Source organism: Gluconacetobacter tumulicola, assembly GCF_014174215.1.
GTDB classification, from domain to species: Bacteria; Pseudomonadota; Alphaproteobacteria; order Acetobacterales; family Acetobacteraceae; genus Gluconacetobacter; species Gluconacetobacter tumulicola.
Window position 1 is genome coordinate 20,562 of record NZ_JABEQL010000034.1, and the last position, 20,229, is coordinate 40,790.

At 68.7% G+C, this 20,229-nt stretch carries 17 protein-coding genes; 2 read left to right on the forward strand and 15 right to left on the reverse strand.

The genetic code is table 11. From position 1 onward, the window contains the following. Window positions 1-37: 37 nt before the first annotated feature. The 7 genes from HLH29_RS17240 to hrpB all read right to left on the reverse strand — a co-directional run bounded on the left by HLH29_RS17240 (window position 38) and on the right by hrpB (window position 7,842). The gene (locus HLH29_RS17240; protein WP_182968616.1) at window positions 38-553 is read right to left on the reverse strand and encodes a YaiI/YqxD family protein; all 516 of its coding nucleotides are present in this window, start codon (window positions 551-553) and stop codon (window positions 38-40) included. Between the two features lie 79 nt (window positions 554-632). Then, window positions 633-1,382 carry an SIMPL domain-containing protein gene (locus HLH29_RS17245; RefSeq protein ID WP_182968617.1) on the reverse strand — a complete coding sequence of 250 codons (750 nt, stop codon included), beginning with the start codon at window positions 1,380-1,382 and terminating at the stop codon, window positions 633-635. Further along, complete coding sequence (locus HLH29_RS17250) at window positions 1,379-1,708, reverse strand: hypothetical protein (RefSeq protein ID WP_182968618.1); 330 nt, start codon at window positions 1,706-1,708, stop codon at window positions 1,379-1,381. Before HLH29_RS17250 ends, HLH29_RS17245 begins: the two co-directional genes overlap by 4 nt. Window positions 1,709-1,728: 20 nt before the next feature. Further along, window positions 1,729-3,288, reverse strand: coding sequence for a sensor histidine kinase (locus HLH29_RS17255; RefSeq protein ID WP_182968619.1), 1,560 nt, complete (start codon window positions 3,286-3,288; stop codon window positions 1,729-1,731). A 22-nt stretch (window positions 3,289-3,310) separates the two neighbouring features. Continuing rightward, window positions 3,311-3,991 (reverse strand): winged helix-turn-helix domain-containing protein, encoded by a 681-nt coding sequence (locus tag HLH29_RS17260; protein WP_182968620.1) that lies wholly within the window; start codon window positions 3,989-3,991, stop codon window positions 3,311-3,313. Between the two features lie 110 nt (window positions 3,992-4,101). After that, window positions 4,102-5,208, reverse strand: coding sequence for a trypsin-like peptidase domain-containing protein (locus HLH29_RS17265; protein ID WP_182968621.1), 1,107 nt, complete (start codon window positions 5,206-5,208; stop codon window positions 4,102-4,104). Window positions 5,209-5,283: 75 nt separating this feature from the next. After that, window positions 5,284-7,842, reverse strand: coding sequence for an ATP-dependent helicase HrpB (hrpB, locus tag HLH29_RS17270; protein ID WP_182968622.1), 2,559 nt, complete (start codon window positions 7,840-7,842; stop codon window positions 5,284-5,286). Between the two features lie 171 nt (window positions 7,843-8,013). On the opposite strand from hrpB, the gene HLH29_RS17275 reads away from it, so the two are divergent. Continuing rightward, on the forward strand, window positions 8,014-10,125 hold the full coding sequence (locus tag HLH29_RS17275) for a protein-disulfide reductase DsbD family protein (protein WP_246374390.1): 2,112 nt from the start codon (window positions 8,014-8,016) through the stop codon (window positions 10,123-10,125). A 41-nt stretch (window positions 10,126-10,166) separates the two neighbouring features. Here the strand turns inward: HLH29_RS17275 and HLH29_RS17280 are convergent, their stop codons facing one another. The 7 genes from HLH29_RS17280 to HLH29_RS17310 form a co-directional block, all read right to left on the reverse strand. Then, window positions 10,167-11,072 carry a hypothetical protein gene (locus HLH29_RS17280; RefSeq protein WP_182968623.1) on the reverse strand — a complete coding sequence of 302 codons (906 nt, stop codon included), beginning with the start codon at window positions 11,070-11,072 and terminating at the stop codon, window positions 10,167-10,169. 69 nt (window positions 11,073-11,141) lie between these two features. After that, a complete protein-coding gene (hslO, locus tag HLH29_RS17285) occupies window positions 11,142-12,101 on the reverse strand; it encodes an Hsp33 family molecular chaperone HslO (RefSeq protein WP_182968624.1) in 960 nt (319 codons plus the stop codon). A 45-nt stretch (window positions 12,102-12,146) separates the two neighbouring features. Then, complete coding sequence (locus HLH29_RS17290) at window positions 12,147-12,467, reverse strand: hypothetical protein (RefSeq protein WP_182968625.1); 321 nt, start codon at window positions 12,465-12,467, stop codon at window positions 12,147-12,149. After that, complete coding sequence (argF, locus tag HLH29_RS17295; protein ID WP_182968626.1) at window positions 12,464-13,459, reverse strand: ornithine carbamoyltransferase; 996 nt, start codon at window positions 13,457-13,459, stop codon at window positions 12,464-12,466. The genes HLH29_RS17290 and argF overlap by 4 nt, the downstream gene beginning before the upstream one ends. Continuing rightward, complete coding sequence (locus HLH29_RS17300) at window positions 13,456-14,658, reverse strand: aspartate aminotransferase family protein (RefSeq protein WP_182968627.1); 1,203 nt, start codon at window positions 14,656-14,658, stop codon at window positions 13,456-13,458. Before HLH29_RS17300 ends, argF begins: the two co-directional genes overlap by 4 nt. A gap of 238 nt (window positions 14,659-14,896) precedes the next feature. Beyond that, window positions 14,897-16,387, reverse strand: a complete 1,491-nt coding sequence (locus tag HLH29_RS17305) for a carbohydrate porin (RefSeq protein WP_408871990.1) — start codon at window positions 16,385-16,387, stop codon at window positions 14,897-14,899. 275 nt (window positions 16,388-16,662) lie between these two features. Then, complete coding sequence (locus tag HLH29_RS17310; RefSeq protein ID WP_182968628.1) at window positions 16,663-17,067, reverse strand: hypothetical protein; 405 nt, start codon at window positions 17,065-17,067, stop codon at window positions 16,663-16,665. 485 nt (window positions 17,068-17,552) lie between these two features. Between HLH29_RS17310 and HLH29_RS17315 the strand changes: the two genes are divergently transcribed. After that, entirely contained in the window at window positions 17,553-19,958 is a 2,406-nt protein-coding gene (locus HLH29_RS17315; RefSeq protein ID WP_246374386.1) for a membrane-bound PQQ-dependent dehydrogenase, glucose/quinate/shikimate family, read from the forward strand. Between the two features lie 52 nt (window positions 19,959-20,010). Here HLH29_RS17315 and HLH29_RS19480 read toward each other — a convergent pair. Next, window positions 20,011-20,229: hypothetical protein (locus tag HLH29_RS19480; protein WP_220791573.1), on the reverse strand; the 219-nt coding region annotated here is incomplete at its 5' end.

Genomic DNA, 20,229 nt, shown 5'->3' on the forward strand with positions numbered 1-20,229 from the left:
CCAAAGAAAAAAAGCCCGGACGTTTGTCCGGGCTTTTTTATGGCGTGTCGGCGTCCGGAAGCGGTCTCCACTGGGGCCGCACGGCACCCGCCCCGCGCTTTTTGGCCCGGACCACGGCGGTATCCAGCGCCGAGAGGAAGGTCGAGCGATCGGCGCGGGTGAAGCCACGCCCGCCCTGCATGATCGCCCCGGTGGAGCGCAGATCCTCCATCAGGTTGCGCATCGCCAGCGCCATGCCGATCGCGTCGGCGTCCAGAATCCGTCCGCGCGGGTCCAGCACGCAGGCCCCCCGCGCCACGCACCGCGCCGCCAGCGGAATATCGGCCGAGATGATGATATCGTGCGCGCCCGCCTGTTCGGCGATCCAGTCATCGGCGACATCCATCCCCTGGGTCACCACCACCCGCTCGATCAGCGGAGAGGACGGAATGGCGATCATCCGGTTCGACACCACGAATGTGTGCAGCCCATGCCGCAGCGCCACGCGATAGGTCTCGTCCCGGACGGGGCAGGCATCGGCATCGATGAAAATCCGGGTCGCATGTAGGGGCAAACGATCGTCAATCCGGTAGCGATGGTTTCAGAAGGGTGACGGGCACAAGAAACGTGCCCGAACGGTCACGACCATGCCCTCAGGGCGTGAGCATGAAGGTCGCCGAGGCGCTGGCCGAGACATCCTGCTCTTCGGCCGGCGCGCCAGGTGCCACGGGTGCCGAGGCGGCGCGGGCCATCATCATCATCATCGGCATCGGGCGCGGCATGCCATGGTCGGACAGCGTGATGGAGCGGATCGAGGCGATCTTCAGCCCCAGCACCTTCGCGGCCGCTTCGGCTCGCTGCCGTACATCGGTCAGGGCGCCGGCCTCAGCCTGGCGGGTCAGGCTCTGGCGCCGGTCGGGCGACAGCGACCAGTCGAGCCCGCTCAGGGCCAGCCCCTTGGCCTGAAGCTGCCCGACCAGGGCCAGCAGCGCCGCGCCGTCGGCGCCGGTCAGGCGGACGGTCTGGCGGGCCGTCCAGGCCGGTGCCTTGCCGCCCTCGTTATGCTCGGCCGAATAATCCTCGGTCACGGTCGTAATGCCGCCGGCCGCCTTGGCGGCGTCGATGGCCGTGCCGGCCAGGGCATTCACATGCTCCTGCGCCGCCGCCGCGCTGGCGGCGCCGGCTTCGGCAAACAGCGTGGCCGTCAGCCGGTCGGGCGCGGCATGGACGGTGCCGGTGCCCGACAGGGTCAGCGCGGTGCCGGCCGGGGCGTGGCGGGGCAGCATCTCCGGCATGCCCGGCCCCGGATCGGGCGGCATGTCCTGGGCTGAGGCGGCGAGGGGCAGCAGGATCGCGGCTGTCAGGGCAAATACCCCAAGGGCAGGAAGGCGGAACTCGGTCATGAATGCGTGTCTTCCTTCAGCGCCATCAGGGCCCGGCGCAGTTGAACGATGCCCGAACGCACCTTGCCCTCATGGCACAGATGCGTGCCCTGGGCGCGCAGATCGTCGACCTCGTGCCGCAGGGGCGGCCCGTAGGCGTCGATGACGGCAGCCAGCCGGTTGCAGAATGCGCGGCTGTCGCTGGTGATGATGACGGGGTGATTGGGGTCGGCCGCGCCCCGGCCGCCCGTGGCCAGCGACGCATCCATGTCCGGCGGCGGGGCCATGCCGCACAGGCACAGGCCCATGACCGCCAGTGCCGTGATCGAAAGAGGCTGTGAATTCATGGACGCGAGCCTAGGGTTCGTCATGTGTCGCCCTCGTGGGGCGATCGTGAAGTCTGCGTCACCCGGGTCGGGACCTGCGTGGGGGCGGCGGCGCGCCGGGGCTGCCGGCCGGTCTTGGGGGCTTCGCGCGGCACCGGCATCACCATCCGCACCGCCAGCCCCGGCTGGCGCGGATACAGGCGCAGCGTGCCGCCATGCAACTGGACGATCGCCTGCACCAGCGACAGGCCCAGCCCGGCACCGGGCGTATTGCGCGCGGCCTCGGCGCGAAAGAACCGTTCCGAGGCACGGGCCAGGTCGGCCTCGTTCATGCCGATCCCCTCGTCGGTGACGGCGATCGAGACCACGTCGCGCGTCGGCGTGCCCAGGGTCAGCCCCGGCAGCGCCGGCCCCAGGGCGGCGGCCAGGGTCACGGTGCCGCCTTCGGGCGAGAATTTGATGGCATTGTCCAGCAGGTTGGCCACCGCCTGCTGCATCATCGCCCGGTCGCCATGGAAGGGCAGGCTGGGCGGCAGGCGCAGCACCAGATGGATATGCCGCTCTTCGGCCACGGCTTCGTATAGGTCGCCGATATCGGTCAGCAGCGGCACCAGGTCGAACGGCGCGAAGGCCGACCGGCGGGACCCGGCTTCGATCTGCGCGATGCGCAGCAGGGCCTCGAACACGGCAGTCACATTGTCCAGGTCGCCCACCGCGCGCTCGACGGCCGCGCGCAGCTCGTCCGTGTCGCGGGCATGCAGGGCGGCATCTTCAAGCTGGGTCCGCGCACGGGTGATCGGCGTGCGCAGGTCGTGGGCAATGGCGTTGGAGACCTGCCGCACGCCATCCATCAGCCGCACGATGCGGTCCAGCATCTCGTTGATCGCCTCGGCCACCTGGTCCAGCTCGTCGCCATTGCCCACCAGCGGCATGCGGCGCGACAGGTCGCCATGCGCGATGGCCTGCGTGGTCTGGGCCACCGACTTGATCATGCGGCGGAACATGCTGTGGACCAGCGCGGCACCGCTGATCGCCAGCAGCGTGACCATCATCCACGCCCAGATCAGCGAATCCGTCAACAGCCGGCGCAGCACCGCCCGCGCCCGCACATCGCGCCCCACCAGCAGGCGGAAGCCCCCGGGCAGGCTGAAGGCATGGATCTGCGCCGTGTCGCGCATGCCCGCACGCGTGACTTCCAGCGAATACCACCGGTCGTTGCGCATCACCTGCGCCGGCCATTCCGACAGATTGCCCGCCAGACGGTGGCCGGTCGGGTCGACCATCAGGTAGATCGCGTCGTCGTCCAGATTCTGTTCCAGCCGGTCGTCGATCGTGAGCGCCAGTGTCGGCAGCCCGCCCTCCGCCCAGCGCTGGCTCAGCGCCCGCGCGTCGGCATTGATCGCGGTTTCCACCTGCCGTTCCAGAAAGCCGATCGTGCCCCACCAGATGAAGGACATGAACAGGATCGACGACAGGGCGAACAGCAGCCCATAGCCCAGCGAGAAACGCAGCCCGGCCGAGCGTGGCAGGCGGAATCGCCGCCGTGGCCGTTCCGCGCTGCCCTGGGGCTTGGCTGGAAGCGTCTGCGGAGCAGAGGACATGGCCAGTTCGTGCGTTCCCGCCCTAATCCGCCCGCAGCATGTAGCCGGCGTTGCGGATGGTGTGGATCAGCGGCGTGTCGAAGGGTTTGTCCACCTTCTGCCGCAGGCGCGAGACGTGGACGTCGATGACGTTGGTCTGCGGGTCGAAATGATAGTCCCACACGCCTTCCAGCAGCATGGTGCGGGTCACCACCTGGCCTGCATGGCGCATCAGATATTCAAGCAGCCTGAATTCGCGCGGCTGCAGGTCGATCCGCTGGCCGCCGCGCCGCACGCTGCGCGACAGCAGGTCGATCTCCAGATCCGCCACGGTCAGGCGCGTCTGCGGCGCGTTGTCGCTGCGCCCGCGACGCGACAGCGCCTCGACCCGCGCCAGCAATTCGCTGAAGGCGAAGGGCTTGGTCACGTAATCGTCGCCCCCCGCCTTCAGGCCCTGCACCCGGTCGTCGACATCGGCCAGGGCCGACAGCAGCAGGACCGGGGTGGTGTTGTTCTGCGCGCGGATGGTCTCCAGCAGGCGCAGCCCGTCGATGCCGCCGGGCAGCATGCGATCCAGGATGATCAGGTCGAAATTCTCGCTGACCGCCAGGAACAGCCCGTCCTTGCCGTTGTCCACGGGTTCGACCAGATGCCCGGCCTCGCGCAGGCCCTTGGCGACGAAATTGCGTACGGTCGGATCATCCTCGACGACCAGGATATGCATGTCGGTCCCGCTCCGCTATGGCTTCGCATCGGTACGGCGAAGCACGCTTCTCCGCACCAAACGAGGACCTTACCCCGCATGCGGGGGGGCTGGCCAGAGCGGGCAGGTTGCTAGTCGTCCATGTCCGCCGGGCGGTGGCCGACAATGACCGGTACCGTCAGCTCGGTGCCGCGGCGGCGGATATGCACCTGCACGGTCGATCCCGGATGTTCCGCCGCCACCGCGCGGATCAGCGTCCGCGCGCTGTCGACCGGTTCCTCGCCCACGGTCAGCACGATGTCGCCGGTCCGCAGCTTCGCCTTTTCCGCCGGCCCGCCCCGGTCGATGTCGGTGATGCGCACGCCGGCATGCCCGTCGCCATCGGCCAGGGTCACGCCCAGCCAGCCGCGATCGATATGCCCGCTGCGGCGCAGTTCGGCCACGATGGGGGCCACGATTTCCGACGGAATGCCGAAGCCGATGCCAACCGATCCGCCGGTGGGCGAGACGATGGCGGTATTCAGCGCCACCACCTGGCCGCCCAGATTGAAGGACGGCCCCCCCGAATTGCCCGGATTGATCGGGGCGTCGAGCTGCAGGAAATCGTCGAACGGGCTGGCGCCGATATCGCGCCCGCGCGCCGAGACGATGCCCGCCGTAACCGACGAGCCGAGCCCGAACGGGTTGCCCGCCGCCATGATCCAGTCGCCGACATTGACCTGCCTACTGTCGCCCCAGGTGACATAGGGCAGCGGATTCGGCGCCTGGATGGAAATGACCGCGATGTCGGTCAGGTCGTCGCTGCCCACCAGCCGGGCCGGATATTCGGTGCCGTCGGACAGCGAGACGGTGATGCGATCGGCCTCGCCCACCACATGGGTATTGGTCACGATCACGCCGCCAGGGTCGATGATGAAGCCCGACCCGGCGCCGATCATCTCTTCACCGCGCGAGCGCATCCGGTCGCGGAACCGGTGCTCGAAGGGCGTGCCCTTCACGCCCGGCGGCACCGGCTGTCGTTTGGCCCGATCGTCCGCATCCTGCGTCACCGCGATATTGACCACCGCCGGCACCACCTTGCGCACCAGCGGCGCGAAGGTCAGCGGCCCCGAGGTGACGATTGCAGGCACGGGGGGCGCGAGCAGCGCCGTGTCGTCGGCCCGCGCCGGCCCGCCCGGCAGGGCAACGGCCAGTGCGGACGCAGCAAGGAAAAAAGACCGGCTAGCCATCCGCCGCATGGGCTGGGAATCCTGATCAGGGCGCATGGTCGGCGCGTTGTGCTGGGCCCACGATACCGCAGGATAACGTCGCCGTCATGATCGTCCGCCCCGCCGCGCGCCTGTCGGCGGCGCGGCTTCGGCCGGGTTCTCGGGCCAGTCGTGCCGCGGGTAGCGGCCGCGCATGTCGCGGCGCATGTCCGCCCAGCCCCCGGTCCAGAAACCCGTCAGGTCCGCCGTAATGGCCTGCGGCCGTCCGGCCGGCGACAGCAGGGCGATCAGCAGTTTCACCTGCCCGTCGGCCAGGCGCGGCGTCGCGCGCAGCCCGTAGAAGGTCTGGGCCCGGGCCGAGGCCGTGGGCACCGGCTGCGTATAGTCGATCGGCACCCGCCCGCCCGGCAGGTCCAGCGCGGTGGGCAGGGCCCGGTCCAGCCAGCTCAGGCGCTGATGGTCCAGCCGTGCCCGCAGCATGGCCAGTACATCCAGCGCCGCGACCTCGGACAGGCGGCTCAGCCCGCCCAGCCACGGGGCCAGCCATGTCGCGGCCTCCGCCGCCAGCGCGGTGTCGGACAGGTCGGGCAGATCCTCCTGCCCCGGCAGGGCGCGGGCCAACGCGACACGGGCCTGGAACTGCCGCGCCGCCGGCGTCCAGCCCAGCGTGGTGTCCAGCCGGTCGGCCGCCTGCCGCAGCAGCAGATCCGCTATCTCGTCGGCCGCCGCCGTTACCGTACGGTCGCGCAGTACCAGCGCCCCCAGCCGCAGGCGCCGCCGTGCCAGCACCGCGCCGGTCACCGGGTCCAGCGTCGTTTCCACCTGTTCGGTGGCGCGGCGGCGGATGGTCTCGGGCAGATTGTCCGGGTCCAGCTTCGCGGCCAGCCGGATTTCGGCCGCCGTGCGCACATGCAGCGTGGCCACCGCCAACAGGCCGGAATCCGCCAGCCGGTCGGCGCGCCCCAGCTTCGCCCCACCGCCGCCCGACAGGCGAAAGCTGCCGGCCTCACCCCGCCGCTGGGCGATGCGGTCGGGGAAGGCGGCAGCCAGCAGCGCCGCCGCATCGCCCTGTGCGGCGACATTGGCGCGCAGCCCCAGCCGCCGGCGATACTGGTTCGCCGCCTGGCGGATACGCACCAGCGCCCCGCGGTCGGCATCCGGATGGTCGCCGCCCGCGATCAGCTCCAGCCGCAGGGCAATGTCGGCGGGCGGCACGGCAGGGGCGCCGCCCTTCCCGCCCGATGCAGGGCGCGCGCGCAGCGGGTCACGTTCCTCCAGCAGCGCGGCCAGGTCGGCGGCCAGCGCGGCCTCGCCCGTGTCGCGGGCCGACAGCATCATCGCCGCCAGGCGCGGATGCGCGCCAAGGGCTGCCATCCGCTCGCCTTCCTCGGTGACACGCGCATCCTCGTCCATCGCCCCCAGGGCCGTCAGCAGGGCGCGCGCGGCCTCAAAGGCGCCGTTGGGCGGGGCGTCGGGCAGCGGCAATTGCTCGGGCGGCGTGCCCATGGCGGCCTGCCAGGCGGCGGTGTCCAGCCGCAGGCCGGTCAGTTCGGCGTCCAGGATCTCCGGCCGGTCATGCGGGGCCATGCCGCGCTCGGTGGCCTCGCTCCACAGCCGTATCCCCACACCCGCCGACTCGCGCCCGGCGCGGCCGGCGCGCTGGGTGGCGGCGGCGCGCGAGATCCGCACCGTATCCAGCCGCGTCAGGCCGGTGCCGGGGTCCAGGCGCGGGCTGCGCCGCCATCCGCCATCCACCACCACCCGCACGCCCGGCACGGTCAGCGAGGTCTCGGCGATCGAGGTCGCGAGGATCACCCGCCGTCCGGTCCCCGGCCGGGGGCGCAGCACACGGTCCTGCTCGCCCGGCGGCATCTCGCCATACAGGGGCAGGATCTCGGCGGGCGCCCCCGCCAGAGCCGTCTGGGCGCGGCGGATCTCGCCCACCCCGGGCAGGAAGGCCAGGATATCGCCCTCATGCTCGGCCAGGGCGGCGCGGATCGCGCGCGCCATGGCGTCGGGCAATTCGCGCAGATGGGTGATGTCGCGCGGCGCGTGATGGATGGTGACCGGAAAGGCCCGGCCCGCGCTTTCGATCAGGTTGGCGCCCATCAGCGCGGACAGGGCGGCACCGTCCATGGTGGCCGACATCGCCACCAGCCGCAGGTCGGGCCGCAGGCTGCGCTGGGTATCGAGGCAGAAGGCCAGCGCCGCGTCGACGTCCAGCGAGCGTTCGTGGATTTCGTCCAGGATCACGCAGGCCACGCCGTCCAGCGTCGGGTCGGACAGCAGGCGCCGCACCATCAGCCCCTCGGTCACCACCTCGATCCGCGTGCGGTCCGAAACGGCGGATTCCAGCCTCGTGCGGTAGCCCACCAGCCCGCCCGCCTCCTCGCCGATCAGGGCCGCCATGCGCTGGGCCGCCGCGCGGGCGGCCAGCCGGCGCGGCTCCAGCATCACGATCCGCCCGTCGCCGCGCCAGGCCGCGTCCAGGAGTGCCAGCGGCACCGTGGTGGTCTTGCCCGCACCGGGCGGGGCCACCAGCACGGCGGACGGGGTTTCCATCAGGCTGGCGCACAGCTCGGGCAGGATCGCGCTCACCGGTAGTTCGGCCGGAATCGACAGCCGGGGATGGGCGGGGCTTTGCAGGGCGGGGTCGAATTCCATATCCTGCTTATGCGTCCATGGCCTGGAACCGGCAATCCACCGGCTTGCACCGCCGTTCCGCCACTCGCCCTTCCTGATTTTCCGGAGCCTCCGTTCTTGATCCTGTCCCGGTTCATGTCCGCGTTCGCGGCGCCTTGCCACCCCCGCCCGCTGCCGTCGTGGCTGGTGCCGATGCTGGTCGTCCTGTCCCTTGCCCCCGGCGGGACCCACGCCCTGGCGGCCGAAAGTGCCGCGCAGACGAGCGAACGCGATATCGCGACCCTGGTGACCGATACCGAACATTATCGCCCCGGCACGAAGCTGCATGTCGGCCTGCGGCTGCGGCTGAAGCCCGGCTGGCACACCTACTGGATCAATCCCGGCGACGCGGGCGAGGCACCGACCCTGTCGGTACAGGCCAGCGGCGGGGCGGGGGGTACCTCCGGCGCCATCGCATGGCCGGCGCCGGAGCGCCTGCGCGACGGGCCGCTGATGTCCTACGGCTATACCGGCGACGTGCTGCTGCCGGCCGAATTGCAGCCCTCGGGGGTTGGCGATGCGCCGATGGTGCTGAAGGCCACCGCCGAGTGGCTGGTCTGTGCCGCGGTCTGCGTGCCCGAACAGGGTCAGTTCACCCTGACCCTGCCGGCGGGCGACCCCGTCCCCTCGGCCGAAGCACCGCTGTTCGCGCATGCGGCCTCGGCGCAGCCCCTGGCCTCGCCCTTTGCCGCCACCGTCGCCCCCGACGGAACGCTGAGCCTGACGGGCGCGGGCCTGACCCCGTCCGCCGTGCGCGAGGCATGGTTCATGCCCGTGACCACCGGCGCCATCGACCAGGATGCCGACCAGCCGCTGAAGATCGCGGACGGCACGCTGACCCTGGCGCTGAAGCCCGGCGACGCCTTCCATGCCGCCCCGACGCTGGACGGCGTGCTGATGCTGAAGGACCCGGCGGGCGAGACACGCGCACTGTCGATCGCCGCCCGGCCCGGCCCGGCGGCGGCCGCCCCGGTTGCTCCCGCAGGCGCGCCGGCCATGGCGCTGCCCCTTCCCGCACCGGAAGGCGCGGCAGGCGGCCCGCGCATGCTGCTGCTGGCCTTCGCGGGCGGGCTGATCCTGAACCTGATGCCCTGCGTGTTCCCGGTCCTGATGATGAAGGCGATGGCGCTGACCCGCCTGGCCGGCGCGCAGACCATGGCCCGCTTGGCTGGCGCCGGGGCCTATGCAGCCGGCGTGGTCGGCGCCTTCATGGTGCTGGGCGGCATCATGCTGACCCTGCGCGCGGCCGGGGCGGTGGCCGGCTGGGGCTTCCAGTTCCAGTCCGCCGCCTTCGTCGCCGCCGTGTGCTGGCTGCTGTTCGCCGTGGCGCTGAACCTGCTGGGCGTGTTCGGCATGGGCAACGGCATCGCGGCCCTGGGCGGGGCAGGGGTCACGCGCGGCGGCTATCTGGGCGACGCGATGACCGGCGTGCTGGCGGTGCTGGTGGCCACGCCCTGCACCGCGCCGTTCATGGGGGCGGCCATCGCGGGCGCGCTCACGGCACCGGCCTGGGTGGCGATGGCGGTGTTCATCGCCATGGGCGCCGGGCTGGCCGCGCCTTACCTGGTCCTGGCCGGCGTGCCGGCGCTGGCGCGCTACCTGCCGCGTCCGGGGGCATGGATGGATATCCTGCGCCAGGGGCTGGCCTTTCCCATCCTCGCCACCTGCGTGTGGCTGATGTGGGTGCTGGCCCTGCAGGCCGGCGCGACCGCCATCGCGGTGCTGGGCGCCGGGCTGGTGCTGGTCGGGCTGGCGGCGTGGCTGACCGGGCTGGCGCAGGGCATGGCGATGCGTGACGGCCCGGCGCGGCAGGTCCGGCTGTGCCGCGCCCTGGCCGTGGCGGCGCTGGCGGTGGCCATGGCGATGCTGCCCGGCCTGCGGGCGGGCCGTGCCGGCGCCGATGCGGGTCTGGTTGCCTCCGGCCCGGCGGGCACCGAGGCCTTTTCGCCCACGCGGCTGGCGGCGCTGCGGGCGGAGGGGCGGCCGGTCTTCGTCGACATGACGGCCGCATGGTGCATCTCGTGCCTGGTGAACGAGCGGGTGGCCCTTTCATCCGCCCCCGTGCAGGCGGCCTTCCGCGACCGGCATGTGGTCTACATGAAGGGCGACTGGACCAATCGCGACGCCACCATCAGCGCCTTCCTGGAGGCGCATGGCAGGGCAGGGGTCCCGTTCTACGTCTATTACGCGCCGGGCGACGCGCAGGGCCATGTCCTGCCGCAGATCCTGACCAGCGGGCTGGTCCTCGACGCGCTGAAAGGATAGGTGCGGCGGGGGCGGATCCGTCTCCGCCCCCGTCCGTCGGGTCAGTAGCCGTTGCTGGTGTTGGGCGCGCCGGTCGCGGCGCCCGTGGTCGCGGTCCCGGGCGGCAGGGCCAGGTAGCCGGGCTGGGGCGACTTCACGCGCGGCGCCGGGGCGGCGCTGCTGTCGGTGGCCGGGCCGCCGGTCGGGAAGATCGCATTGGGCTCGCTGGGAACCACGGCCGGCGCCGGTGTCGCGGGTGCAGGTGCGGCCGGGGCGGCAACGGCCGCGGGCGCGGCGGCAGTCGGGGCAGGCGCGAGGGAAGCCGTGGCCGGAGCCGCCGCCTCGGGGCTGCCGGGCAGGCCGAGCTGCTGCTGCTGGATCGCGCTCGGTGTGGTGCCGGCGGTATCGACCAGCCAGTCCGCCAGATGATGCCGGACCTGGAACTCCAGCTCGACATTCATGTCCTTCATCATCTGCGACGTGATCGCATACAGGTTGGCCGGCGAATCCGCATTGCCGCCGCTGTCCGAAGCCGTCGAGCTGAAGGTGCGCCGGACATGGGCCTCGGCATAGCCCTGGCGCTGGCTGTTGGGGCTGGAGACGTCGAGATGCACGTCCATCTGCCCCTCCAGCGTGCCGCCCGGCTGGTGCAGGATCGAGGCCCGGTCGATGGTGAAGACGGCGCCTCCGGTGCCGCCGGCCGCCATCAGACGGTCGGTGGCCATCTGGCGCAGCGCCTGGTCGGGCGGCGTGGGGGCGCGGCCGGAAAGATCGCCCGGCACCGCGCCCGGCTGTCCGTTATCGACAATGTTGATCGTCGCCACGTTCAGGCGCAGCACCGGCAGGTAATCGTAGCGCATCGGCGCGAAATTCGGCGGCGGCGCGTCGCTGCACGCCGCGAGCGGCAGGAGCGGGCAGGCGAGCAGAAGCAGCAGGGGCAACCGGGCAGCCCGGCGGGACGGACGCATGCAGGAGTTCTCCGACGGTGGGATCGACACAGGACGTTCTGAGAAAACTGCCGCTCCAGTCCTGTCCGGTCAATCCGTTACCGGGCCGCCCACTTCGTCGCGACCGAAGCGGAAGCTGATATTGCAGAACGCGCAATGCATGCTGATGGTGCCGTCCTCGGCCATATGGTCCAGATCCTCGCGGCCGAAGGTCTCCAGGATGCCGGACAGCCGCGCCCGGCTGCACCGGCAGCCGAAGGCCAGCGCGCGGGGGCGGTCGGCACAGACATCCTCGGAATGGAACAGGCGATAGAGCAGATCGTCGGACGACAGATTATCGTCCAGCAATTCCGCATCGGTCACCGTCGCCGCCAGCGTGACGGCGGTGGACCATGTCTCGTCCTCGTCGCTGTCGGGCGGCGTTTCGGCCGCGATGCCGCCTTCGGTCGCGATGCGTTCCAGGATCAGGGCCGACGCGCGCCAGCCGGCATCGGTGTGCGCGCAGGCCAGCCGCACCCAGCAGGCATGCTGCTCGCTGGTCTCGAAATAATGGGCGGCCATGTCCGACAGCGACGCACCGGCAATCGCGACGATGCCCTGATGCAGGTCGGTATCCGGCCCCTGGTCGACCGTAAAGGCCAGATAGCCGCTGCCCAGCAGCCGGGCCGCATCGGCATCCGGCTCGCTCACTGCCAGCGCCGCCACGGCATCGTCGTCGGAATGGGCATGGAAACGCAGCGCACCGGCATTGGTGCAGTCCGCCACCAGCAGCGAGACCGGGCCGTCCCCCTTGGCCTGGAGCGAGAACGAGCCCTGGAATTTCAGGGCGGAGGCCAGGCCGCCCACCAGCGCCAGTGCCTCGCCCGCCAGGCGCAGCACGATGTCGGGATTGTCATGCCGGCTCAGCAGCGCATCCGCCAGCGTCCCCAGCCGCACCAGCCGTCCGCGCACCGGCCGCCCGGCCAGGTAGAACGGCGTCACCCCTTGCGGGATCACCAGGTCGGGTACATCCGGTCGATGGGCGTCGAGAAAGGCAGGGGTATCGATCATGGCAAATTCCGGATAGGGCAATAAGGGGGCGTGTCAGGCCGCCTCTTAAATACGGGCGCTGATCTCGGCTTCCACCGCTTCCAGCCGGATCTCAAAAGCGCGCAGCGCCTCGGGGCCGATTTTTTCCCGCGCCGCCAGCGCCTTCAGCAGCGCCTGCCGGCAGCGGTCATGCGCCGCGTCCAAATCTTCGGTGCGGGGGGCGTTGGCCAGGCAGTCCAGATAGGCGTTGCGCAGCACCATCACCCCCGGTCCGGAGCAGGGCAGGGTGGCGAAGGCGGCCTCGACGCTGCCTTCCACCCAACCGGGGGTGGACGGGACATCCTCGGTTGTCGTCGGGTGGGCGGGCGTCTCGGCCGGTCCGGTCATCGCGACGGTTCCTCTTCTCCGTAATCCTGCCAATGCGCGCCGCCCAGCGCCCAGACCAGCAGGCCCTTCTGCGCGTGCAGGCGGTTCTCGGCCTCGTCGAACACCACCGAATGGGGGCCTTCGAACACGTCCTCGGTCACTTCCTCGCCGATATGGGCCGGCAGGCAGTGCATGAACAGGGCATCGGATGCGGCCAGCGCCATCAATCCCGCCGTGACCCGGTAGGGATCGAAATCCAGCAGGCGCTGTGCCGACCCGCTGTCGGACATGCTGACCCAGGTGTCGGTCACGACGCAATCCGCTCCCGCCACGGCCTCGCGCGGGTCGGTGGTCAGGGTGATGTCGGCGCCGCCCTCCCGGGCCCACGCCACGGCCTCGGCCGACGGCGCGTGGCGGTCGGGCGTGGCCAGACGCAGGCGGAAGCCGAACAGCCGCGCCGCCTCGATGAAGGAGGTGGCGACATTGTTGCCGTCCCCGATCCAGGCGATCGTGCGGCCGCCGATCGGCCCGCGATGCTCCTCGAACGTCATGATGTCGGCCAGTATCTGCACCGGGTGCGAATGCGGCGTCAGGCCGTTGATGACCGGCACGCTCGACCAATGCGCCAGTTCGCGCAGCGCCGCCGCATTGCCGGTGCGCAGCACGATGGCATCGACGAAGCGCGACAGCACGCGGGCGGTATCGGCGACGGTCTCGCCGCGCCCCAGTTGCATGTCGGCGGGCGACAGCAGGATGACCTCGCCGCCCAACTGACGCATCCCGACCTCGAAGGACACGCGGGTCCGGGTCGAGGGCTTGGACAGCATCAGCCCCAGCGTGCGGCCCAGCAGCGGCAGGCGCGGGTGCAGCGGGCGCGCCCGTCCATGCTGCATCCGCTTGATGCGGCTGCCCAGGTCCAGGATGGCGCGCAGGGTCGCGCCATCGAAATCGCGCAGTTCCAGAAAGTGGCGCGGCGCGGGGTGCGTGACGGGGGTGGCAGGCAGCGCGTTCATGCCGCATCCTCCGCCGAAGCGGCCAGATGGGCCCGCACGCGCAGCGCCGCACGGCGCAGCCGGCGCCCGGCCTCGGCGCAATCCTCATCGGTCAGCACCAGCGGCGGCACCAGGCGCAGCACATTGTCGCCGGCGGTGACGCTCAGCACGCCTTCGTGCATCGCCGCGTCCTGCATCAGCGCGACCGGCGCGATGCAGCGCAGGCCCAGCAGCAGGCCGATGCCGCGCCACTGGGCGAACAGGTCGGGGAACTCACCGACCAGCGCATCCAGTTCCCGCGCCAGCTGGGTGCCGCGCGTCTGCACCTGGTCCAGGAAGCCCGGGGCCAGAATCACGTCCAGCACCGTGTTCGCGGCGGTGCAGGCCAGCGGGCCGCCGCCGAACGTGGTGCCGTGCGAGCCCGCCGTCAGGTATTTCGCCGTCGCCTCGGTGGCCAGGATGGCCCCCATGGGAAAGCCGCCGGCAATGCCCTTGGCGGTCGACAGCACGTCGGGCGTCACCCCCGACCATTCGTGGGCGAACAGCCGGCCGGTCCGGCCCATGCCGCTCTGCACCTCGTCCATGCCCAGGAACAGGCCGAACTCGTCGCAGGCGGCGCGCAGTTCCTGCAGAAAGCGCGGATCGGCGACGTTGACGCCGCTTTCACCCTGCACCGGCTCGATCATGACGCCGGCGGTCTCGGGCGTGATCGCGGCGCGCAGGGCGTTCATGTTGTTCATCGGCACATGGTCGAACCCTTCGACCACGGGTCCGAACCCGTCGAGATATTTCGGGTTGCCGGTGGCCGACAGCATCGCCAGCGTGCGGCCGTGGAAGGCGCCGTTGAAGCAGATGATCCGCGTGCGCTCCGGATGGCCGCCATGGGCCTGCGCGCGGCGGATGATCTTGACCATGCCTTCGTTCGCCTCGGCGCCCGAATTGCAGAAGAAGACACTGTCGGCAAAGCTGGCGGCGACCAGCCGCGCGGCCAGCCGCTCGGCCTGCGGCACCCGGTACAGGTTCGACACATGCATCACCCGCGCCGCCTGCCCGGCAATGGCCGCGACCAGCTGCGGATGATCATGCCCCAGGGACGAGGTCGCGATCCCCGCCCCGAGATCCAGGAATCGTCGCCCGTCCGCCGTGTACAGCCAGGAGCCTTCGCCCCGCTCGAAAGCGAGATCGGCACGGTTGTAGGTGGGCATCAGGGCGGGAATCATGGAGGTCGGAACCTTATCGTTTCGTTGTCCGGCTTCGTCGGATGTCGGTAGGGTTGATCATGTCGAACGCGAAATGGCCCACCCGCCGCGGCGGGTGGGCCATTTCGCCTCTACCCGCATGATGTGGGTGGGCACGGCTTCAAGTCAAATTCTCTGTGCACCACAGGCCGCGCACCGGCCATGCGGCAGGCGGCCCACGCGCGCCGGGTCGCCCCGGCGCGCGTGTCCCGACAGGCGCTCAGAGGGAAGCGATCACTTTCAGGCCCACCACGGCCGCATTGGGAATATGCGAGGTCTCACCGGGGCGGATCATGTACTGGAATTCGGGCTGGATCAGCAGTCCCGGACAGGTATCGATCCCGTAATAGGCCTCGATGACGTGGGAGTCGGTCTGCGGTCCCCGCACCGTGCTGCCCAGCGACAGGCCGGCATCCTGGGCGAGCATCTGCCCTTCCCGCTTGCGGTCGCTGACATGATACCAGGAATACAGGATGCCCAGCCGGTCGGTCACCCGCCCGGGGATCAGCCCGTTGAACGAAATGCCGCCATAGGCCTCGTCGGAAATCGACGCGACATGCGGCGTGTTGTGGATGTAGCCGGCCATCAGGTAGCCGCCGGCCATCTGGCCGCGCCCACCCATGCGGTAGATCATCTGGTCGCTTTCGAACCAGAACATGTCCATCGGCGCGCTGCGCTCACGCCCCGGCTGCGCAACCAGCGCGGCCGGCTTGGTCCCCAGCGCGTCCGGGTAGCGCGTGGTGTCATGCGCATAGCCGACGACATAGTGGCCAGGCAGCTTGTCGTGCGTCAGGAAGGGTTCCCACGTGAATTCCGTCGGCAGCATCAGGCCGGTGGGCGTTTCGCTGGCCCACGCCCAGCCGCTGGGGCCGTCGGCCAGCGGCTGGACCTCATAGGCGCCCACCTGGATGGCGGTGTCGCGCGTGGGGCGGAAGCGCGCCCGCGCGCCCCAGGTCGCCTTGGGATACACGGCAAAGCCGGGGTCGACCTTCAGCGCCACGGGCGCCGAACAGGTGACCATGAACGAGCAGATCAGCGGCGAGGTCGCGAAGACATGGGTCAGCGACATGCGGCCGAACGTGACGTCGAGCCGATTGTTCAGCATCTTCTTTTCGGCATAGAAATCGACAAGATGCGCCACGACATGGCCCGACAGGCCATAGACCTCCATCAGGTTCACATAGTAATCGCCGACCAGATCATGCGAGACCTCGCGTCCGGCGCGGTTCATCACCAGCGTATGGATAGTCCACCCATCCAGGGATCGTGACATCTTTCCCAGGTCGAAATTCATCTGCAGCGTGAATTCGTGCACGTAATCCATGCCACGACGGATGCCGCCATCGATATCGGCCATTCCTTCCGCCTTGTAGGTCAGGGAGAAGGTGAAGCCCTTCTGTTGCAGACGCTGGCGGAAGGGCATGATCTGCGGCAGCAGATGCCCGGCGGCCCCGGTCGGCACGTAATAGGGGTCCGCCATGTCGGTGCGGCGCTGGGCATCCACCTCGGACGGCAGCAGCCATGACAAGCCTTCCTGGTCGGTCAGCGCGTCCAGTTCGATCGCATGATGATGGTTGGTGCGATCATAGGCATTCCCGGCAGTGGCGCCTGTCGCGGTCTGGCCGGCCTTGGTCGTCCGCACGGTGCTGCGCGGCGGAATCACCACGCCCGGACTGGACGGATCGGTGCCGCTGTCGATCCCTGTCTTGATGGTGGGGGCCGCAGCCTGCGTGGCGGCATGCGCGGCGGAAAGGGCCCCGGCTTCACCGGCCAACCCGACAAGAGCGGCCAGGCAGACACCGCCGACAGTCAACCGGCGGAACGAATGGGGGAATAAAGTTTCGCCGTTTGTTCTGGCAGTGAAAGTTGTCACAACGACGAGGCTCCATTATTGTTATGTATTAACCTAACTAACGATAACAAGAACACGATGCTCCGCCTTTTTTCAAGGGGAGGTCCCGTTATATGCCTTGTGCAGACTTGTTATTACATAAAAGCGACCAGTAAGGCCGCAATAATGGCGGCGGCAATACGGCCGACAGCCCTATGCAAGCCCGATGCAGGCAGGATCGCGATTTTTTCAGAGTGGGGGGAAGGCGCGCATGCCCGGATCGAACCGGTATGAAAACGAAATACCGCCACCGGAATCACGCCGGGCAGGGGGCTGCCTTGCGCGGTTTCAATTAATTTTTGTTCATATTTCATAACCAAAAATGAACTGCGTGTAATTTTCTTTCCCGCCCTCCCGGGCCACGCGCCCATCGTGATGCGGGAGGCGCCTGACAGGCATGACGCGATGAAAATTGCCCCTGTGAAGCAGAAATCCTGTTTTTCCTGTTCCGAAAACAGAGCAATCCGGCACCGGTGTAAAATACTTAAACCGTCATCCATCAATACCTGATCGGTATCAATGGTCGCGACGGCTCCCTGCCGTGACCCGGCGGCCGTCCGGAGAAAAACTAAAAAATATTATAAAAACAAGATGATGCTTTGGAACCTCTTGCAGGATGTCAAGTGGCCGGGCCATCGCCGCGGCGCTGCATGACACCGGAAAGCTGGCCATCACAAGCATGTGAGAGGGGCTGCCAGTCCCGTGGATGCCCTCGCCGCGACCGGACGAAGCAACGCGTCATGCGCAAAAAGAGGACGATCAGGTATCAATTAAAAAGTTTTAATGAAAATCGTAACAATGTTTTCCTTCCCGTTATGGAAAGAGCGCGGGAACAGGCGTAGACATCCCGAACATTATCGGGTGGAGGATGAATGCATTCCCATGCGTCTGCTCCCGATCCGGCTTGGCCCGAACGCGATGCGTGTGACAGCGAAGCCTGCAACCTTGGAACGATAGAATGGACAATACAGCAAATCAGCGATCTATGATCAGTGACGGATGCCGGATTGCGTTCGTCCTGATCAGCCTGGCCGTCGGGCTGGCCCTCGTCGCCGGCGGGTTCCAGCTCGTCACTCTTGGCGGCTCCTTCTATTATTTTCTGGCTGGCATCGCCTATGTGGCGCTGGGCGCGCTCTTCCTGGTCAGGAGCCGGGTCTCGTGGGCGCTCGCCCTCTCGGTCGCGATCTTCGTCGCAACGTTCCTGTGGGCGCTCTATGACGCGCCGCAGCTTGCCTTCTGGCCGCTGCTGCCGCGCCTGATGGTGCCTGCCATCCTGTTCATGCTCAGCCTGCTGCTGGCGGCGGTGCTGCCCTATGTGCCGTCGTCCACCCGGCGGATCAGCGCGGGCGGCGGCCTGGCGCTGCTGCTCGGGGTGGTCGTCACCCTGGCCGAAATGTTCTCGCCCCATGGCGGAATCCAGGGCGAGACGCTGGACAAGAATGCGCGCGTCGCCTCCGCCGTGCCGGCCCAGCCGGACGACTGGCAGTTCTACGGGCGCAACGCCAGCGGCACGCGCTACGTGCCCTATACGCAGATCACCCCGCACAACGTCACCGACCTGAAGGTGGCCTGGGTGTATCACACCGGCCGCCGTACCAAGGGTCCCGGTGCCGGCGTCGATGAAAACACGCCCGCGCAGATCGGCTCGGTCCTGTATTCCTGCACGCCGGAAGACGTGATTTCCGCGATCGATGCCGACAGCGGCAAGCAGATCTGGAAATTCGACCCGCACGCCCACACTGCCGAGCATGTCTCGTGCCGTGGCGTCGGCTATTACGACATCGCCAAGGATGACAGCCTGACCGACGCGGACAGGCAGGCCGCTTCCGACCAGCCCTGCCAGCAGCGTATCCTGGTCTCGGCCGTCGATGCCCGCCTGTTCGCGCTGGACGTCCATACCGGCCAGCTCTGCGCCGGCTTCGGCGAAAACGGTTATGTCGACCTCAAGAAGAACATGGGCCCGACGGAAAACGGCAAGCGCTATCATCCGACGGCGGTGCCGGTCGTCATGGGCCATCTGGCCGTGATCGGCGGCTGGGTGCGCGACATCGTGCATGGCGAACCCTCGGGTGTCGTTCGTGCTTATGACACCCGCACCGGCGCCCTGGCCTGGGCGTGGGATGTCGGCAACCCCGACAGCCCGGTTCCGCCCGATGCCGACAGGCAGTTCACGCTGGAAACGCCGAATGTCTGGGCCATCCCGACCTATGACAAGGCGCTGAACCAGGTCTACCTGCCCACCGGCAACGGCCCGCCCGACTATTGGGGTGGTGACCGCGACGCGGTGAAGAACAAGTTCGGTGCGGCCGTCATCGCCGTCGACGCCACGACCGGCAAGACCAAATGGGTCCGCCAGCTGATCCATCACGACGTGTGGGATTTCGACCTGCCGTCGCAGCCGGTGATGTATGACGTGACCAACCCGCAGGGTGAGAAGGTCCCGTCGCTGGTCCAGACCACCAAGACCGGCCATATCTTCGTCATCGACCGCCGCACCGGCGAATTCGTGACGCCTGTTGAGGAGCGCGCCGTCCCGACCACGCCGGCCGCGCAGGGTGAACATCTGTCGCCGACGCAGCCCTTCTCGGTCGGCATGCCCACCATCGGCGCCGATCCGCTGTCCGAGCAGTCGATGTGGGGCGTCAGCACCTTCGACCAGCTCTATTGCCGGATCATGTTCAAGAACTCGGTCTATGAGGGCCCCTTCACGCCGCCCGGCGAGAAGCCCTATATCGAGTGGCCCAGCCTGCTGGGCGGCATGAACTGGGGTGGCATCTCGATCGACGAGGCGAACGACATCATGTTCGTCAACGACATGCGCATGCCGCTGCGGATGATGCTGGTGAACCATGAGGACGCCAAGCATTACAAGATCTCGACCGACGAGGTCCCGGGCTTCATGGGCACGCTGCGTCCGCAGATCGCCGGCCCCTATTCCGGCGTGCGCATCGACATCCTCCAGTCGCCGCTGCAGGTGCCGTGCAACACGCCGCCCTTCGGCACCATGAGCGCCATCGACCTGCGCACCAAGAAGCTGCTGTGGCAGGTGCCGATGGGAACGGCGGAGCAGCTCGGGCCGATGGGGATCAAGAGCCACCTGCCGATGCCGATGGGCATGCCTACCCTGGGCGGCCCGACGACGACGGCCTCCGGTCTGGTCTTCTTCGCCGGCACGCAGGATTACTATCTGCGCGCGCTGGACAGCATGACCGGCAAGGAACTGTGGAAGGCCCCGCTGCCCGCCGGCGCGGTCGCGGCTCCGCTGATCTACAAATCCCCCAAGACGGGCAAGGAATATGTCGTGATCTCGGTCGGCGGCGCCAGCCATTCGCCCGACGTGGCCGACGACGTGATCGCCTATGCCCTTCCCGAAGGGACGGCTGCCCAGTAACGCGAACAATCGCGCTCTACGCTGGAATAACGAAACTCAGCCCCTGCCGTGTCTACGGCGGGGGCTTTTTTTTGACGATTATACCGTTTGCAAAGACGGCGATGATGACGTGACGTGTCGTTTGCTCAATTCCCATATGGACCTGGCAGGCGGCTATGGCGGGAAGAACGAACCCGCTGCGCGGGAATGGTGTAGCGTGGCTGTCTGTCACCACGGCGTGAAACAGGTGTTTTATTTGAAGCTGACCTGATGGTCCGCCGCACTCTGGCTT

Bases quoted from the DNA above. Each gene is read 5' to 3' on its own strand.
- HLH29_RS17255 (WP_182968619.1), bottom strand. From the start codon at position 3,288: ATGTCCTCTGCTCCGCAGACGCTTCCAGCCAAGCCCCAGGGCAGCGCG.
- HLH29_RS17260 (WP_182968620.1), bottom strand. From the start codon at position 3,991: ATGCATATCCTGGTCGTCGAGGATGATCCGACCGTACGCAATTTCGTC.
- argF (WP_182968626.1), bottom strand. From the start codon at position 13,459: ATGAACGCGCTGCCTGCCACCCCCGTCACGCACCCCGCGCCGCGCCAC.
- HLH29_RS17280 (WP_182968623.1), bottom strand. From the start codon at position 11,072: ATGCGTCCGTCCCGCCGGGCTGCCCGGTTGCCCCTGCTGCTTCTGCTC.
- HLH29_RS17265 (WP_182968621.1), bottom strand. From the start codon at position 5,208: ATGCGGCGGATGGCTAGCCGGTCTTTTTTCCTTGCTGCGTCCGCACTG.
- HLH29_RS17290 (WP_182968625.1), bottom strand. From the start codon at position 12,467: ATGACCGGACCGGCCGAGACGCCCGCCCACCCGACGACAACCGAGGAT.
- HLH29_RS17315 (WP_246374386.1), top strand. From the start codon at position 17,553: ATGATCAGTGACGGATGCCGGATTGCGTTCGTCCTGATCAGCCTGGCC.
- HLH29_RS17245 (WP_182968617.1), bottom strand. From the start codon at position 1,382: ATGACCGAGTTCCGCCTTCCTGCCCTTGGGGTATTTGCCCTGACAGCC.
- HLH29_RS17300 (WP_182968627.1), bottom strand. From the start codon at position 14,658: ATGATTCCCGCCCTGATGCCCACCTACAACCGTGCCGATCTCGCTTTC.
- HLH29_RS17310 (WP_182968628.1), bottom strand. From the start codon at position 17,067: ATGGATGACGGTTTAAGTATTTTACACCGGTGCCGGATTGCTCTGTTT.
- HLH29_RS17275 (WP_246374390.1), top strand. From the start codon at position 8,014: ATGCTGGTCGTCCTGTCCCTTGCCCCCGGCGGGACCCACGCCCTGGCG.
- HLH29_RS17250 (WP_182968618.1), bottom strand. From the start codon at position 1,708: ATGAATTCACAGCCTCTTTCGATCACGGCACTGGCGGTCATGGGCCTG.
- hslO (WP_182968624.1), bottom strand. From the start codon at position 12,101: ATGATCGATACCCCTGCCTTTCTCGACGCCCATCGACCGGATGTACCC.
- hrpB (WP_182968622.1), bottom strand. From the start codon at position 7,842: ATGGAATTCGACCCCGCCCTGCAAAGCCCCGCCCATCCCCGGCTGTCG.